General features: G+C 72.2%; 15 protein-coding genes. 11 read left to right on the forward strand and 4 right to left on the reverse strand.

The annotated features are described in order from the left end of the window. Positions 1-108 precede the first annotated feature (108 nt). On the reverse strand, positions 109-1695 hold the full coding sequence (locus tag ACZ5NW_RS14845; protein WP_468744205.1) for a carbohydrate-binding protein: 1587 nt from the start codon (positions 1693-1695) through the stop codon (positions 109-111). Between the two features lie 258 nt (positions 1696-1953). Here ACZ5NW_RS14845 and ACZ5NW_RS14850 point away from each other — a divergent pair, with 258 nt between their 5' ends. From ACZ5NW_RS14850 to ACZ5NW_RS14875, 6 genes are all read left to right on the forward strand, one after another. Continuing rightward, complete coding sequence (locus tag ACZ5NW_RS14850; RefSeq protein WP_468744206.1) at positions 1954-2340, forward strand: sortase-dependent protein; 387 nt, start codon at positions 1954-1956, stop codon at positions 2338-2340. Next, positions 2337-2984, forward strand: a complete 648-nt coding sequence (locus ACZ5NW_RS14855) for a class F sortase (RefSeq protein WP_468744207.1) — start codon at positions 2337-2339, stop codon at positions 2982-2984. Before ACZ5NW_RS14850 ends, ACZ5NW_RS14855 begins: the two co-directional genes overlap by 4 nt. Then, positions 2981-3475, forward strand: a complete 495-nt coding sequence (locus ACZ5NW_RS14860; protein WP_468744208.1) for an RNA polymerase sigma factor — start codon at positions 2981-2983, stop codon at positions 3473-3475. The genes ACZ5NW_RS14855 and ACZ5NW_RS14860 overlap by 4 nt, the downstream gene beginning before the upstream one ends. Further along, positions 3459-3887: a hypothetical protein gene (locus ACZ5NW_RS14865; RefSeq protein ID WP_468744209.1), complete on the forward strand. Its 429-nt coding sequence runs from the start codon at positions 3459-3461 to the stop codon at positions 3885-3887. Before ACZ5NW_RS14860 ends, ACZ5NW_RS14865 begins: the two co-directional genes overlap by 17 nt. 71 nt (positions 3888-3958) lie before the next feature. Then, positions 3959-4339, forward strand: a complete 381-nt coding sequence (locus ACZ5NW_RS14870) for a luciferase domain-containing protein (RefSeq protein ID WP_468744210.1) — start codon at positions 3959-3961, stop codon at positions 4337-4339. A gap of 148 nt (positions 4340-4487) precedes the next feature. After that, positions 4488-6743 carry a heavy metal translocating P-type ATPase gene (locus tag ACZ5NW_RS14875; RefSeq protein ID WP_468744211.1) on the forward strand — a complete coding sequence of 752 codons (2256 nt, stop codon included), beginning with the start codon at positions 4488-4490 and terminating at the stop codon, positions 6741-6743. 86 nt (positions 6744-6829) lie between these two features. Here the strand turns inward: ACZ5NW_RS14875 and ACZ5NW_RS14880 are convergent, their stop codons facing one another. Continuing rightward, positions 6830-7963, reverse strand: a complete 1134-nt coding sequence (locus ACZ5NW_RS14880; protein ID WP_468744212.1) for an erythromycin esterase family protein — start codon at positions 7961-7963, stop codon at positions 6830-6832. A 93-nt stretch (positions 7964-8056) separates the two neighbouring features. On the opposite strand from ACZ5NW_RS14880, the gene ACZ5NW_RS14885 reads away from it, so the two are divergent. After that, positions 8057-8815, forward strand: coding sequence for a TioE family transcriptional regulator (locus ACZ5NW_RS14885; protein ID WP_468744213.1), 759 nt, complete (start codon positions 8057-8059; stop codon positions 8813-8815). Between the two features lie 57 nt (positions 8816-8872). On the opposite strand, the gene ACZ5NW_RS14890 is transcribed toward ACZ5NW_RS14885, so the two are convergent. Next, on the reverse strand, positions 8873-9382 hold the full coding sequence (locus ACZ5NW_RS14890) for a DUF4396 domain-containing protein (protein WP_468744214.1): 510 nt from the start codon (positions 9380-9382) through the stop codon (positions 8873-8875). Between the two features lie 125 nt (positions 9383-9507). Next, on the reverse strand, positions 9508-9969 hold the full coding sequence (locus ACZ5NW_RS14895; protein WP_468744215.1) for an SgcJ/EcaC family oxidoreductase: 462 nt from the start codon (positions 9967-9969) through the stop codon (positions 9508-9510). 91 nt (positions 9970-10060) lie between these two features. Here ACZ5NW_RS14895 and ACZ5NW_RS14900 point away from each other — a divergent pair, with 91 nt between their 5' ends. The 4 genes from ACZ5NW_RS14900 to ACZ5NW_RS14915 all read left to right on the forward strand — a co-directional run bounded on the left by ACZ5NW_RS14900 (position 10061) and on the right by ACZ5NW_RS14915 (position 14610). After that, a complete protein-coding gene (locus tag ACZ5NW_RS14900; protein ID WP_468744216.1) occupies positions 10061-10528 on the forward strand; it encodes a MarR family winged helix-turn-helix transcriptional regulator in 468 nt (155 codons plus the stop codon). Between the two features lie 116 nt (positions 10529-10644). Further along, positions 10645-11517: a DUF2182 domain-containing protein gene (locus tag ACZ5NW_RS14905; protein ID WP_468744217.1), complete on the forward strand. Its 873-nt coding sequence runs from the start codon at positions 10645-10647 to the stop codon at positions 11515-11517. A gap of 1062 nt (positions 11518-12579) precedes the next feature. Next, positions 12580-13998: an N-acetylmuramoyl-L-alanine amidase gene (locus ACZ5NW_RS14910; RefSeq protein ID WP_468744218.1), complete on the forward strand. Its 1419-nt coding sequence runs from the start codon at positions 12580-12582 to the stop codon at positions 13996-13998. Between the two features lie 138 nt (positions 13999-14136). Beyond that, positions 14137-14610 carry a carboxymuconolactone decarboxylase family protein gene (locus ACZ5NW_RS14915; protein WP_468744219.1) on the forward strand — a complete coding sequence of 158 codons (474 nt, stop codon included), beginning with the start codon at positions 14137-14139 and terminating at the stop codon, positions 14608-14610. The last annotated feature ends 167 nt before the right edge of the window (positions 14611-14777 follow it).

Raw genomic sequence — 14777 nt, forward strand, 5'->3', positions numbered from 1 at the left:
GCACAACCCCCCCCCCCCCCCCCCCCCCCCCCCCCCCCCTCCCCCCCCCCCCCCCCCCCCCCCCCCGCCACCCCCCCCCCCCCCCGGCCCCGGTTCAGTGAGGGGCGGTTACGGGTTGACGACCTTGCCGGCGAAGGTCACGAGCAGTTTGCCGTCCGAGGCGAAGGACCAGCCGAGGGCGCCCGAGTAGGTGGCGCAGCGGGAGCCGTTGGCGCCGGTCCAGAACTGGTTCGTGGTGTCGGCGTCGCCGATCGTCTTGTCGTTGGGGCCGCTCACCGCGAAGCGGCACGACGTGTTGGTGCGGAAGGCCGAAGTCCCCGCGTCGAACGAGTAGTTGCGCTCGGTGTTGTCGATGCTCACGTTGTTCGCGATCGTCATCCTGCCCGGGTTGCTGTTGTACGTGAACCCGTGGTGGCCGTTCTTGTAGGCGATGCTGTGCTGTACGACGTGGTTGACGGCGATGTCGTCGCCGCCCAGCTTGTAGCCGTTGCGGTCGCCGTTGCCGGCCTGGCTGCCGTCGCTCAGCGTGCCGTTGGCGTAGGACAGGGAGTACTCGATGGTCACCGGGCCGATCGCACCCGTGTCGGTCTTGGTGTAGAGGTCCCAGCCGTCGTCGATGTTGTTGTGGGAGACGGTGTAGCGGAAGACGTTCCCGGTGCCGGTGGTGAGCTTCGCGGCGAAGCCGTCCGCGTCCTCGCCGTCGGAGTCGGCGTTGTCGTGCGATTCGGAGCTGAGGACGAGGTTGTTGGACGGCCACCGACCGGCCGGTGTGGAGGAGGCGATGCGGCCGAGCTGGAGGCCGGTGTCGCGGTTGTAGCGGGTGACGGTGCGCTCGATGATGTTGTCGCTGCCGCCGACGTAGATGCCGTTGTCCCCGGCGCGCTCGACGACGAGGCCGTAGACCCGCCAGTAGGAGCCCATCACCTGGAGTCCCCGGTTGGCGGGACTCTCGGTCTGGGCCGAGAAGTTGAGGACCGGCGTCTCGCCCGGGTAGGCGGACAGCAGCGTGCGGGCGCCGGCCGTGCCGTTGTTGCCCTCGGGGATGGTGATCGTCGAGGAGTAGTTGTACGTTCCGCCGCGCAGGTAGATCGTGCCGCCGGGGGTGACGCGGCTGATCGCTGACGCGAGGGTGGTGGGCGCTGACTGGGTGCCGGCCGCGCCGTCGGTGCCGCCCGGGGCGACGTACAGGGCGGAGCCGGCGGGCGGTGTGGTGGTGCCGCCGGTCTCCGCGTCGACGTAGTCGACGTTGGGCAGTCCGGCGGACGTGGTCGGGTTCAGCCGGATGGTGTTGCTGCCCGCGTTCAAGGATACGGACACGGTCTTGGTGGCCCAGGTGGTCCACGCGCCGGTGCCCTCGAAGGACGGCGTCTGGAGGGTGGTCCCGTTGACGACGAGGGCGGCGGGGCGGGCGGTCGTCGTGCCGTTGGCGAACCGGATGCTCAGGGTGGCGGTGCCGGAGGACGCGGCGTTCACGGTGAACTGGGCGTACCCGGAGGTCGCGTTGGTGCCGTTGCAGTACCCGGTCCCGGAGTAGCCGGACCACTCCGTCTCGATGGCCCCGGTGCAGATCGACGGGGTGCTCTCGGCCTCGTAGCGTGTGGCGGCGGCCTGCGCGGTGGGGCCGGAGAGCGCGACCAGCGCGCCGGCCAGGAGGCCGGCGGCGGCGAGGGCGGGGGTCACTGGTCTCAGGTGCATCGTTCGTCTCCATGGGGGTGGTAGCGGACGTGCGGGAGGTGTGCCCGTTTGGAAAGCGCTTGCTACTCGCGCTTCTGGGGAAGGTAGGCATGAGGGAGGGGCTCGTCAATAGACATTTATGTGATCGTGGTTCGGTCACGTGGACTCTCAGGCGGCTTTGCCATCTCTTTGCAACGGGCGGCGGGGGTGCCTCGTCTCTTCGCTCGGTTCGATCCGCTGCCGCGGACGGACGACGTCGAAGTGAAGGGAAGCGATTCGATGCGTCGAACTGGGTGGGTTCTCGGGGCACTTGTGGGAGCGGCGGTACTGGCGGGCGGAGGCCCCGCGTTCGCCGCCGGAGGCCCGTCCGCCGTGCCGAGCCCGGTCCCGTCGGAGGCGACCCCGGCCCCGACCGGGGTTCCGTCGGTGACGGCCCCGGCCCCGACCGCGATCCCCTCGGCGACGGGTCCCGCCCCGGCCGAGGCGACCCCGGTCCCGCAGGTGTCCGTCGTACCGTCGGGCGCGCCGGAGACCGGCGTCGTGGTCTCGTCCTCGTCCTCCTCCGACGGTCGGGGCACCTACGTCGGCGGGGGTGCGGCCGCGCTGTTCATGGCGGGCGGCGCCGGCGTGTGGGTCGTACGGCGGAGGCGGGCGACCGGGGCATGACCTCGCTGTCCAGACGGGCGTTCGCCACGGCGGTGCTGGGCTCGGCGGTGCTGAGCCCGCTGGTCGCGGGATGCGGCGGGGACGGTTCGGGACGGGCGGAGCCGTCGGAGGGTGCGGGGCGGGCGGAGTCGCCGGGAAGCGCGCGGCGGCCGCGGCCCGCCAACCGGCCCAAGGCCCCGGCCGGTTCGGCCCCGACCGCCCTGCGGATACCCTCCATCGGCGTCGACACCCCGCTGCTGCGGCTGGGGCTGGCGGCCGACGGCACCGTGGAGGTGCCGCCGATCGCGCGGGACGACCGGGCGGGCTGGTACGCGTACTCACCGGTCCCGGGGGACCGGGGTCCGTCCGTCATCCTCGGCCATGTCACGGTGGGCCGGTACGGCGACGGGGTGTTCCGCCGCCTCGGCGAGCTGCGGCGGGGCGACCGGATCATCACGCGGCTGGAGAGCGGCCGGTCCCCGGAGTTCGAGGTGAGCGAGGTGCGCGAGGTGGCCAAGTCGGCGTTCCCGACGGACGAGGTCTACGGGGACGTGGACGGCCCGGAGCTGCGGCTGATCACCTGCGGGGGGCCGCGTACGGGAGACGGTTACCGGAACAACGTGATCGTGTTCGCCAGGCTGAAGTCGACGGCTGGAGAGAGTTGAAGCAACGGTCCCGGGACCGGGCGGCGTCCGAGCTGTTCGCCGCCCTCTATCCCCGTCTGGCGGGCTGGTGCCGTCGGCTCGTCGACGACGACGAGACGGCGCACGAGATCGCGTCCGAGGCGTTCACCAGGCTGTGGGCGCGCTGGGCGCGGGTGGAGGAGCCGCGGGGTTTCCTGTACGTCACGGCGGCGAACCTGGTCCGGGACCACTGGCGGAAGGTGGAACGGGAGCGCAGGGCGGTACGGCGGGTCACGACGGAAGCGGAGGTGAGCGGGCATGCGGAGCAAGTGGATCCGTCGATACGCCTGTTGGTGCAGTCCCTGCCGGAACGGCTCCGGGTGCCGATCCTGCTCCACTACTACGCTGACATGCCGATCCGGGAGGTGTCCGTGCTGACCGGACGAAAGGAAGGAACCGTCAAGGCCGATCTCCACGCGGCCCGCGAACTGCTCCGCGCCCACCTGAGGAGAAGCGTTGACCATACGGTTTGACGACGATGAGGCGGGGGAGCCGGGGTGGGGGTCCGATGACGGTCGGGACGACCCGCTCGCGGTGATTCTGCGGCCGCCGACCGCGGAGTTCCTCGGTCCGCCCCCGGGCCGTTACGAGGCCGTCCGGCGGGCCGCGAGCCGCCGCAAGCTGATGCGGGCGGCGGTGGGAGTGGTCGGGGCGGCCGCGGTGGCGACGCTGCTGGCGCTCCAACTGCACGGCACGGGAGGGGAACCGACGGCACCCCCGCTGGCGCCGCCGCGCACGCACAGCACCTTCGCCACACCGACACCGACACCGAGCCCCAGCCTTACGCCGGTTCCCTCCGCCGTACCGTCGCCCGCCGAGTCGGGGAGCCCCACCTCCACGGTGCCGTCCCCCGGGCCATCACACGGCGACGAGTCCACGCCGTAGGAAACCTCACGGCCGGGTTACGGAACGCTCAACCTCTGGTAGCGAGGCGGTGCGGCGGCGACGATGGGGCCATGACTCCGGCCGAGCGCGCCCTGGCTCAACTCGAAACCTGGTCCGACCTGTCGTCGGGCCTCGCCACCTGCGGCACGGGACGGGCCCTCAGCGGCCCCCACGCGGAGCTCGTCCATTTCCACTCGGACCACGAGGTGGACCTTCACCTGACGGGCCAGGCGATCCAGCGGTTCCAGCGGGACCTGCGGGCGTCGACAGCCATCCGCCTGCTGCCGGGCTCGCGTTGGGTCACCATCCACCTGGACTGCGAGGCGGACATCCACCTCCTGTTCAGCCTGGTCAGCATGGCCCTCCAGGCCCACCGGACACCGGCACACCCGTCCCCGCCGTGCAACCGGCACCGGGTGATGCTGCTTCCGCGCGACGCCCCCCTGGTCTGACCGCCCCTGTTCGTTGTCTGCCGCCCCTGCTCGGAGAGAGCGGGGGCGGCTTGCGTTTTATACCTGGTGGGGGTATACAGGACTCGTTGCTAGATACCCCTAGGGGGTATGCTGTCACCGTCATCCGGTCCGAGGATCAGGAGCAGCCATGACCACCACCGCACCGGGCGTCGCCGAGGTCGAACTCGTCATCGGTGGGATGACCTGCGCCTCCTGTGCCGCGCGGATCGAGAAGAAGCTCAATCGGATGGACGGCGTGGCGGCCACCGTCAACTACGCCACCGAGAAGGCGAAGGTCAGCTACAGCGGGGGCGTCGGCGTCGCCGATCTCATCGCCACCGTCGAGGCCACGGGATACACGGCGCAGGAGCCCGCCCCGCCCGTCGTCGAGGAGGGTGCCGACGGAGAGGCCGAGGAACCCCCCGAGCTGCGCACCCTGCGCGAACGACTCGTCACCGCCGTCGTCCTGGCCGTGCCCGTCGTCGCCATGGCCATGATCCCCGCCCTCCAGTTCGACAACTGGCAGTGGCTCTCCCTCACCCTCGCCGCACCCGTCGTCACCTACGCCGCCTGGCCCTTCCACAAGGCCGCCTGGGCCAACGCCCGGCACGGCGCCGCCACCATGGACACGCTGATCTCGGTCGGCGTCTCGGCCGCGTTCCTGTGGTCGCTGTGGGCGCTCTTCCTCGGCGACGCGGGGATGACCGGGATGCGCCACCCCTTCGAGCTGACCGTCGAACGCGGCGGCGGCGCCGGGAACATCTATCTGGAGGCGGCCGCCGGAGTCACCGCCTTCATCCTCGCCGGGCGCTACTTCGAGGCGCGCGCCAAGCGCAAGGCGGGCGCCGCCCTGAAGGCCCTGCTGGAGCTGGGCGCCAAGGACGTCACCGTCGTCGACTCCGACGGCCGTGAACGGACCGTGCCCATCGGCGACTTGAAGGTCGGCGACCGTTTCCTCGTACGGCCCGGCGAGAAGATCGCCACCGACGGGACCGTCGTCGAGGGCACCTCCGCCGTCGACGCCTCCATGCTCACCGGCGAGTCCGTGCCCGTCGAGGTCGGGACCGGGGACGGCGTCACCGGCGCCACCCTCAACGCCGGCGGCCGCCTCGTCGTCGAGGCCACCCGGATCGGCGCCGACACCCAGCTCGCCCGCATGGCCCAGCTCGTGGAGGACGCCCAGAACGGCAAAGCGGCGGCCCAGCGGCTCGCCGACCGCATCTCCGCCGTCTTCGTGCCGGCGGTCATCGTCCTCGCCCTCGGCACCCTCGGCTTCTGGCTCGCCAACGGCGCGGGCCTGACCGCCGCGTTCACCGCCGCGGTCGCCGTCCTGATCATCGCCTGCCCGTGCGCCCTCGGGCTCGCCACCCCGACCGCGCTGATGGTCGGCACCGGACGGGGCGCCCAGCTCGGCATCCTCATCAAGGGCCCCGAGGTGCTGGAGAGCACCCGCACGGTCGACACCATCGTCCTGGACAAGACCGGCACCGTCACCACCGGCCGGATGACCCTGCTCGCCGTGCACACCGCCGAGGGCACCGAGGAGCAGGACGTACTGCGTCTCGCCGGCGCCCTGGAGCACTCCTCCGAGCACCCGGTCGCCCGGGCCGTCGCCGCCGGTGCCGCCGCGCGCGTGGGCACTCTGCCCGCCCCCGAGGACTTCGCCAACGTCCCCGGCCTCGGCGTCCAGGGCGTCGTCGAGGGCCACGCGGTCCTCGTCGGGCGGGAGCGGTTGCTCGCCGACTGGGCGATGGAACTCCCCGAGGAGCTGCGGCGCGTGAAGGCCGAGGCCGAGGCGAAGGGCCGTACGGCCATCGCCGTCGCCTGGGACGGCGCCGCGCGCGCGGTGCTCGAAGTCGCCGACGCGATCAAGGAGTCCAGCCCCGAGGCCGTACGGCGGCTGCGGGCCCTCGGGCTCACCCCGGTGCTGCTCACCGGCGACAACCGGGCCGTCGCCGAGGCGGTCGCCGCCGAGGTGGGCATCGACGAGGTGATCGCGGAGGTGCTGCCCGAGGACAAGGTCGCGGTCGTCAAGCGCCTTCAGGGCGAGGGCCGTTCGGTCGCCATGGTCGGCGACGGCGTCAACGACGCGGCCGCCCTCGCCCAGGCCGACCTGGGGCTGGCCATGGGCACGGGCACGGACGCCGCGATCGAGGCGGGCGACCTGACCCTCGTACGGGGCGATCTGCGCGTGGCCGCCGACGCCATCCGCCTCGCCCGCCGCACCCTCGGCACCATCCGCTCCAACCTGTTCTGGGCGTTCGCCTACAACGTCGCCGCCCTGCCGCTCGCCGCGGCCGGCCTGCTCAACCCGATGATCGCGGGCGGGGCGATGGCCTTCTCGTCGGTCTTCGTGGTCGGCAACAGCCTGCGACTGCGGGGCTTCCAGGCGATGGACCGCTAGGACGCCGCACCCCGCGTTCGGCACGGGCCTGGGGCCGCCCCGGAAGAGTCTCCGGGGCGGCCCTCCGGCGTCCGCCGACCCGTGTCTCAGGCGATGTGCAGGACCGCGTCGGCGCCGTCGAGGGTCGGCGGGTCGAGGGGGAAGTAGCCCTGCCGCGGGGTGATGTCGGTGCGGGTGCGGGCGGACGCCGACGGGATCGTGGCGGCCGGGGTCATGCCCCACGTGGTGATACGACGCTGGAGGCGCCCCTCGTACGTGTCCGGCGCGGGCTCGCCGAGCCCCAGGGCCTCGCTGCGGCCCAGGCTGCCCGCGACGAACCCGTACCGTCCGCCCAGCAGCGGTTCCACGATCGCGCCCGCGCCCCACCAGCCGCAGCGCAGGTCGCCCTCGCCCCAGCTGCTCCACGAGCGCTGGAGATGCCGGTTGTGGGCGAAGACCAGGGTCGGACCGCGGCGGGCCTCGACGGCCCGGATGTCGAGGAGGTTGCCGGCCATGAGCGCGTCCCTGGTGGCGATCAGCCGGGCCAGCCGCGCGCCGCGGTCGGGGTGGGGCAGGGCGCACTGCCGGTGGTAGCGGAGCAGGTCGAGGGCGGCGGTGAGGTGGATACGGGCCCTGAGCCACTCGGCGTGCGAGGTGGCCGCGATCAGCGCCGGTGCCCGGGCGTGGAGGTCGGTGAGCAGGTCGTCGGCGAGGGACCGCAGCCGGTGCGCCTCCGCCGTGTCGCCGGGGGACATCGCCGGGTCCATGACCGCCTCCGTACGGCTCCAGCGGTCGTCGTCGCCGAGCAGGCCGGTGAGGTCGAGGTCGAGGCCCAGGTAGTCGCGGGCGTGTTCCAGGCAGTGGCGGGGGCTGGGGGCGCTCATGGTCTCCATCGGGGTGTCGAACCCGTGGAAGGCCAGGCGTTCGTGGGGCGGCAGGTTCCGGTTGTGGTCGTGCATCCAGGCGATCAGCTCCCGGTTGGCGTCCAGGTCGCCGAATCCGTGGGAGAAGCCCTCACTCATCGCCTCGTCGAGGGTCCCGATGCCCTCCTGGACGAAGTCGTTCACCCTGAGCGCGGCCACGCGGTCCGTCTCCAGGGCGATCGAGCGGAAGCCGAGGTCGACCGACTGCTCGAAGAGTTCGTTGCGGATCCGGGCGAAGGCCGGTTCCCGGTGGGTCGGTTCGCCGAGTGCCAGCAGATCGCAGGGGGCCGTCATGAAGTCGCGCATGTCCTGACTCATGAGGTTCCATCGTAACTTTGAAAGAGCGTTTGAGACTTACGGGAGCGCGGCCGCGGTGTTCACCGCCCGGACGGGCGGTAAAGTCTCAAACCGGTGATCACCTTGCGACCAGCCGACCTCGCGCGCGAGCACGGCATCTCGACCCAGGCCGTCCGCAACTACGAGCGCGGCGGGTGCATCCCGCCCGCCGACCGCACGCCCAGCGGCTACCGCGTCTACACCGAGGTGCACGCGGCGGCCCTGCGCGCCTACCTCTCCCTCGTCCCGGCCCACGGCTACCGGGCCGCCGGACAGATCATGAACGCCCTCCACGACGACCGGCTGGACGACGCCCTGACGGTGATCGACCGCGGCCACGGCCAGCTGCTCAAGGACCGGGAGACGCTCGACGCGGTACGGCGGGCGGTGGGCCATCTGACGGCGGCGGAGGCGGGTGACGCGGAGTCCGGTGACCGGGGGCCCAGCTCACCGGCGGCTCCGCCGACCGTCGGTTCACCGGCGGCTCCGCTGACCGTCGGCGAGCTCGCCCGCCGGCTCGGCGTCACCCCGGCGACCCTGCGCAACTGGGAGGACGCCGGCATCGTCCGCCCGGCCCGGGACCCCGCCACCGGGTACCGCCTGTTCCGCGCGGCCGACATCCGGGACGCCGAGCTCGCCCACCTCCTGCGGCGCGGCGGCCATCCGCTGGAGCACATCGCCACCGTGGTCGAGCAGATCAGGACCGCCGGCGGCACCGACGCCCTGGCCGCCTCCCTGGACGACTGGCAGCGCAGGCTCACCGCCCGGGGGCTGGCGATGCTCACCGCGTCGACCCGGCTCAGCCACTACCTGGGGCTGACCGGGCGGGCGTAGACACGCGGGCGCCCCCGAGAGATCCCGGGGGCGCCGAGCGGGACGCGGCGATCGGTGTCAGTGGTGGGCGTGGGCCACGGCGTGGCCCTTGCCCCGGCCGATCATCCACTTGTTGACCGGGGTGGTGACCAGGAAGGCGATCACGAAACCGCCCAGCAGCGACGACCAGAACAGCCCGTCCGAGAGCTGGGCGTCCATGGCGCCCGGGGTGATGGTGACGATGCCGTTGTCGACCAGCTCCATCACGGCGATCGAGACGGTGTCGGCGGCGAACGCCACCTTGATCGCGGCCTTGAGGTCCACACCGGCGCGGAGCACGGCGGACAGGGTGAGCGAGTAGCCGAAGAAGAAGGCCAGCACGATCGCCAGGACCATGGTCGGCGCGTTGCCCCAGCCGAGCGCGGTGCCGACGATCATGCCGAGGATGTCACCGATGGCGCACCCGGTCAGGCAGTGCAGGGTCGCCTGGACGGCCATGGCCCAGGAGGCGTGCCCCGAGTGCCCCGAGTGCTCCCCGTGACCCACGTGCTCCGCGTGGCCCGCGTGCTCGTGCGCGGTGTGATCCATGATCCTCATCCCCAGTCCCCGTCGTTCGCGAGCCGCGTTCCCGCGGCCTCACAGTCGTGAACCATATACCCCCTGGGGGTATTCCGGAAGGGGTTTTCCGTGGGAGGGGCGACGTACCCGCGTGGTCAGAGGGTGGCGGGTCGCGTGGCCGGCTGGAGTCGGAAGGACAGGGCCTCCATCAGCCGCTTGCGCCGCGTCTTCTGCACCGCGGCGATCAACCACCGGCCCTCCGCCCCGCGCACGACGGTGTACGTGGCGAGCTTGTCCAGCCGCTTCGGCCGGGTCCGCCCCTTCCCGGTGTCGCCGCGCGTGACGACGACCGCGGCGTCCGGCCCGTAGAAGCGGATGTCGGTGATCTCGACGGTGAGCTCGGTGTCCTTGAGGAAGCCGTCGAACAGGGCCTGGTGGGCGCGGCCGATCTCCGCTCCGCCGCGGTAGACCGTGCCGGCGAAGGTCACGTCGGTCGCGTCGGGGGTGAAGCAGCGGCCGTACGCGGTGCCGTCGCCGCGGTTCCAGGCGGCGCGGCTCTCCTCCATGAGGGTGCGGATCGCGGTGATGGACGTCGCGGTGTCCGTGGTGGTGGGCATGATGGTTCCCCCTCGTGATAGCTTCGCGTGAGAAGTATCTTCTTGGAAGATTTCTCTTCCTTGAGGAAGAGATTAGGGAGAGGGGGAGACCGTGTCAACGCCGTCGACGCACTCCGACGCGAGCGAGGTCTACCGCCGGTATCTCAGCGCCGTGCTCCTGCACGGGCACGCCAGCGCCCGGGCCTGCGACCTCGGGGCGACCGACCTGTACGCGCTGAACATCCTCCAGCTGTCGGGAGCCATGTCACCCGGGGAGCTGGGGCGGCGCACCGGCCTGACCACCGGGCCGACCACCCGGCTGATCGACCGCCTGGAGCGCGCGGGTTATGTGCGGCGCGTGCCCGATCCCGGGGACCGCCGCAAGGTCGTCGTCGAACCGGTCGGCGAACCCGCCGGCCTGGACCGGGCGATGGACCCCGCGCGCCGCCGGATCGCCGAGATCCTCGCCGGGTACCGCCCCGACCAACTCGACGTCCTCTTCGACTACTTCAGCCGCGCGGCCACGGCCTTCCAGGAGGCGTCGGAGCAACTGGCCGAGGGCGGGCCCACGGACGACTGACGACCCCGCACCCCGAGGGGGGTGGGGGATGGGAGGCGCGGCGCCGGGGCGGGGTGAGGGGTCGCGGGGCCGGGGCGGGCGTGGTCTCCTGGAAGTGTTCTCAGGAGGACAGTCCGATGCGCCACTTCCGGACCTCCGTCATCACGGCCACCGGCCCCCGCCCCCATCCGCGGCCCGGGCCCCGCCGCCGGCCCTCGCCCGCGCCGACCGCTCCCGGCGGCGGCCTGCTGCCGAAGCGTGAGCTGGCGACCGCCTGGTTCCTCGTCGTCCTCATCGCGGTTCCCGCCTGGGTGCTCACCGTCGGCCAGGCCCGGGACATGGGGGTCGAGCCCGGCACGATGGGCATGGCGCTGCCGCTCTTCCTGCTGCTCTGGGTGACGATGATGGCGGCGATGATGCTGCCGTCGATGGCGCCGGTCGCCCTCACCTGGGCGCGCGGGATCGGCCGGCAGTCCTCGGGCTGGGCGCGGGCCGGCCGTACCGCCGCGTTCGGGTGCGGCTATCTGCTGGTGTGGACGGCCTTCGGAGTGCTCGCCTATGTGGCCCTCGCCCTCACCGGCGACCTGGTGGCGGACCATCCGGACGCCGGGCGCTGGATCGGCTTCACGGCCTTCCTGCTCGCGGGCCTGTACCAGCTGAGCCCGCTGAAGTACGTCTGCCTGTGGCACTGCCGTGACCCCATGGGCCGGCTGATGCGCTACGCCGGTTTCCGGGGCCGGACCCGTGATGTCAGGGTCGGACTCCACCACGGCGCCTACTGCGTCGGCTGCTGTGCCGGGCTGATGGTCGTTCTCGTCCCCCTCGGCGTGATGAACGTGGCCGCGATGGCCGCCCTCGCCGTGGTGATCTTCGTGGAGAAGCTGTGGTCCCGGGGCCCGCTGCTGGCCCGCGCGGTCGGCGTCGCCTTCCTCGTCCTGGCCGTGCTCTCCCTCTCCCAGGACTGGCTGCTGCCGGGCCTGGAGGACTCGACGCCGTCGATGGACATGTGACGGCGACTCATCTGCGCACGCCGCGGTGATCTAGGTCACCGCGCCCGGAATTCGAGTGACGTTTTTCGGTCGGTAATCGCTTACCGATCGGGCCATCTGTGTCACAGGTGTGCCTTATGTGACTTCTGTTGTGGTCGCCCTCCGGGCCTCTAGGGGTGGGAATTCCTTGTGAGTCGTCGTCGTAGAACGCGTGCGTACAGACCGCTGAGCCTGAAGCGCCGGACCTGGCTGACGCTGGGTGCGGTCGTCCTGGGCGCGGGGGGTGTGGTGACGTACGCGGTCGCCAGCCCGCCCGCCGACCAGCCCGGCCGTCCGAAGCGGCCGGTGAAGATCTACGGCCTGGCGCTGAAGGGCACCGCGGCCGACCGCCGCGAGCTGCCGCAGACGACGACCGGGGAGTTCTCGCTCCTCGGCGTCACCTGGACCGGCGGCGCGAAGCGGCTGCACGGCACGGCCCAGGTGCGTACCCGCAGCGTGGCGACGGGCGCGTGGAGCGACTGGCACGACCTCGAACTGGACGTCGACCCGCTGGACAAGCCCGGCGCGAAGGTGCGCGGCGCGTCCGAGCCGGCCTGGGTCGGCCCGTCCGACGGCGTCCAGGCGCGGGTCGTCGCCAAGAGCGGCACCACCGCGCTGCCGGCCGGCCTGGAGGTCAACCTGGTCGACCCGGGGGTGGCGACCCACGCCGAGACGACGGTGGACCCCGCCTCCGCCGAGCCGGCCGGGTTCGTGATGGAGCCGACGGACACCACCTCGCCCACCGACACGGCGTCGCCCACCGACACGGTCTCGGCCTCGCCGACGGACACGGTCAGCGCCTCGCCGACGGACACCGTGACGTCCTCCCCGACGGACACCGTGTCCTCCTCGCCCACGGACACCACGCCCCCGGCCACGCCCCCGACGACCACGGCCGCCCCCACCGCGACGGCCACCACCACGCCCACCGCGCCCCCGTCGACCGCGCCCAGGCCGCCAATCCGCTCCCGCGCCGAGTGGGGCGCCGACGAGTCGATCAGCCCCGACGCCCCGGAGTACAACAAGGACGTCAAGGTGCTGTTCGTGCACCACACGGACGGCACCAACGACTACACGTGCGACCAGTCGCCCGCCGTCGTCCGCAGCATCTACGCGTACCACGTGCAGGTCAGCCACTGGAAGGACATCGGCTACAACTTCCTCGTCGACAAGTGCGGCACCCTCTTCGAGGGCCGCAAGGGCGGCGTCGACCTGCCGGTGTTCGGCGCGCACACCTACGGCTGGAACCGCGAGTCCGCCGCCGTCGCCGTCATCGGTGACTACACGCAGACCACCGCCACCGACGCCGCGCTGACCTCCATCGCCCGCCTCGCGGCCTGGAAGCTCGGCCAGTACGGCGGCGACCCGGCCGGCACCGTCCAGCTCACCGCGGGCGCGACCCAGACGAACTTCTTCGGCACCGGGTTCACCTCGGGCACGAAGTACACCTTCAACCGGATCTCCGGCCACCGCGACGGCTACAACACGCAGTGCCCCGGCGGCCTCCTCTACGACCAGCTCGGCACCGTCCGCGCCTGGGCGGCCGGCCCGGTCCAGGGCCTGAAGGTCACCTCGGTCGGCGGCGCGACCGCCAACGGCTCGACGTACTACACCAAGGGCGGCGTCGCGGTGCACTGGTCGACGACCACGCCCGGCGCGCTGATCTCCCGGTTCGAGCTGCTCGTCGACGGCAAGGTCGCCACCTCCGTCGCCGGCACCGCCACCGTCGCCAACTACACCCTGCCGGTGGGCAGTCACACCGTCGCCGTCCGGGCGGTCCACCAGTCCGGCAAGGTCACCACGACCGCCGCGCTGACCGTCCTCGCGGACAGCACGCTCCCGGCCTTCACCACCGGCCCGCAGCTCGCCCTGCGCACCGGCACGGTCGCCACCACCGCCGTCCCGGTCACCGTGAGCTGGAAGGCCACCGACAACGCGGCCCTGCGCTCGGTGAAGCTGCTGTCGCCCGGCACGCAGGCCACCTACGGCCCGACCGTCACCAGTGCCGCCCGCACCGCCGCCTCCGGCACCGCCGCGACCTGGTCGCTGCAGGCGCTGGACTGGGCGGGCAACACCCGCACGGCGTCGGCCGCGTACACTCCGGTGATCCTCCAGGAGACCTCGGCCGTCAAGTCCGGTACCTGGACGGCCCGTTCGTCCACCAGCTACCTCGGCGGCGCGTCGTACTCCAGCGGCGGCAAGGGCGCGAGCCTGACCTGGACGTTCACCGGCCGCTCCGCCTCCTGGGTGGTCTCGCGGGCGAGCACGTCCGGACAGGCGTACGTCTACGTCGACGGCGTCAAGGTCACGACCGTCGACCTGGCGTCGGCGACCACGCTCTACCGTCAGGCGATCTGGACGAAGAGCTGGTCCGCCAGCGCCAAGCACACGGTGAAGATCGTGGTGGTCGGCACGAGCGGCCGCCCGACGGTCACCACCGACGGGCTGGTCTACATCAAGTAGCGCCCACGGCACCGCTCTTACGGCTCTTACGGCGGGGTGTCGCACGTCACAACCAGGCGTGTCACACCCCGCCGTGCCGTTCCGTCAAAGGGGTGTACTCGCCCACGCGGCACCCGACTACGGCACAGGAGTTCACCGATGGACGCTCGTATGAACATCTTCGAGAACGAGGTCGCCGCCAAGTTCTTCCGCTACATCAACTCGGCCGGCAAGGTCGTCGCGGACTCGACGCTCCCCGCGGCGACGCAGGAGCTGGTGAAGATCCGCGCCAGCCAGATCAACGGCTGCGGCTTCTGCACCGACATGCACACCAAGGACGCCGCGGCCGCCGGAGAGGACGTGCAGCGCCTCCACCTGGTCGCGGCCTGGAGGGAGGCCAAGGTCTTCACCGAGGCCGAGCGCGCCGCCCTGGAACTGGTGGAGCAGGGCACCCGCATCGCGGACGCGTCCGGCGGCGTCACCGACGAGGCCTGGGAGAACGCGGCCAAGCACCACGACGAGGACCAGCTGGCCGCCCTGGTCTCCCTGATCGCCCTCATCAACGCCTACAACCGCGTCAACGTCCTCGTCCGCCAGCCGGCGGGCGACTACGTGCCGGGGATGTTCGGCTGAGCCCACGGACCGCGTCCGGCGGTCACTTGGGCGGCGTCCAGGGGCTGAGTCCACGGGCCGCGTCCGGCGGCCACCCGGGCGGCGTCCTACGGGCTGCGGCCACGGCCCCAGCCTGGCGGTCACCCGGGCGGCGTCCTACGGGCTGAGCCCACGGACCCTGCCCGGCG

This window comes from Streptomyces sp. NPDC032126 (genome assembly GCF_055580085.1).

What these genes read in the sequence shown, in the direction of transcription:
- ACZ5NW_RS14880 (WP_468744212.1), bottom strand. Translation starts at nt 7,963, where the DNA reads ATGAGTCAGGACATGCGCGACTTCATGACGGCCCCCTGCGATCTGCTG.
- ACZ5NW_RS14875 (WP_468744211.1), top strand. Translation starts at nt 4,488, where the DNA reads ATGACCACCACCGCACCGGGCGTCGCCGAGGTCGAACTCGTCATCGGT.
- ACZ5NW_RS14870 (WP_468744210.1), top strand. Translation starts at nt 3,959, where the DNA reads ATGACTCCGGCCGAGCGCGCCCTGGCTCAACTCGAAACCTGGTCCGAC.
- ACZ5NW_RS14850 (WP_468744206.1), top strand. Translation starts at nt 1,954, where the DNA reads ATGCGTCGAACTGGGTGGGTTCTCGGGGCACTTGTGGGAGCGGCGGTA.
- ACZ5NW_RS14855 (WP_468744207.1), top strand. Translation starts at nt 2,337, where the DNA reads ATGACCTCGCTGTCCAGACGGGCGTTCGCCACGGCGGTGCTGGGCTCG.
- ACZ5NW_RS14845 (WP_468744205.1), bottom strand. Translation starts at nt 1,695, where the DNA reads ATGCACCTGAGACCAGTGACCCCCGCCCTCGCCGCCGCCGGCCTCCTG.
- ACZ5NW_RS14890 (WP_468744214.1), bottom strand. Translation starts at nt 9,382, where the DNA reads ATGGATCACACCGCGCACGAGCACGCGGGCCACGCGGAGCACGTGGGT.
- ACZ5NW_RS14905 (WP_468744217.1), top strand. Translation starts at nt 10,645, where the DNA reads ATGCGCCACTTCCGGACCTCCGTCATCACGGCCACCGGCCCCCGCCCC.
- ACZ5NW_RS14915 (WP_468744219.1), top strand. Translation starts at nt 14,137, where the DNA reads ATGGACGCTCGTATGAACATCTTCGAGAACGAGGTCGCCGCCAAGTTC.
- ACZ5NW_RS14895 (WP_468744215.1), bottom strand. Translation starts at nt 9,969, where the DNA reads ATGCCCACCACCACGGACACCGCGACGTCCATCACCGCGATCCGCACC.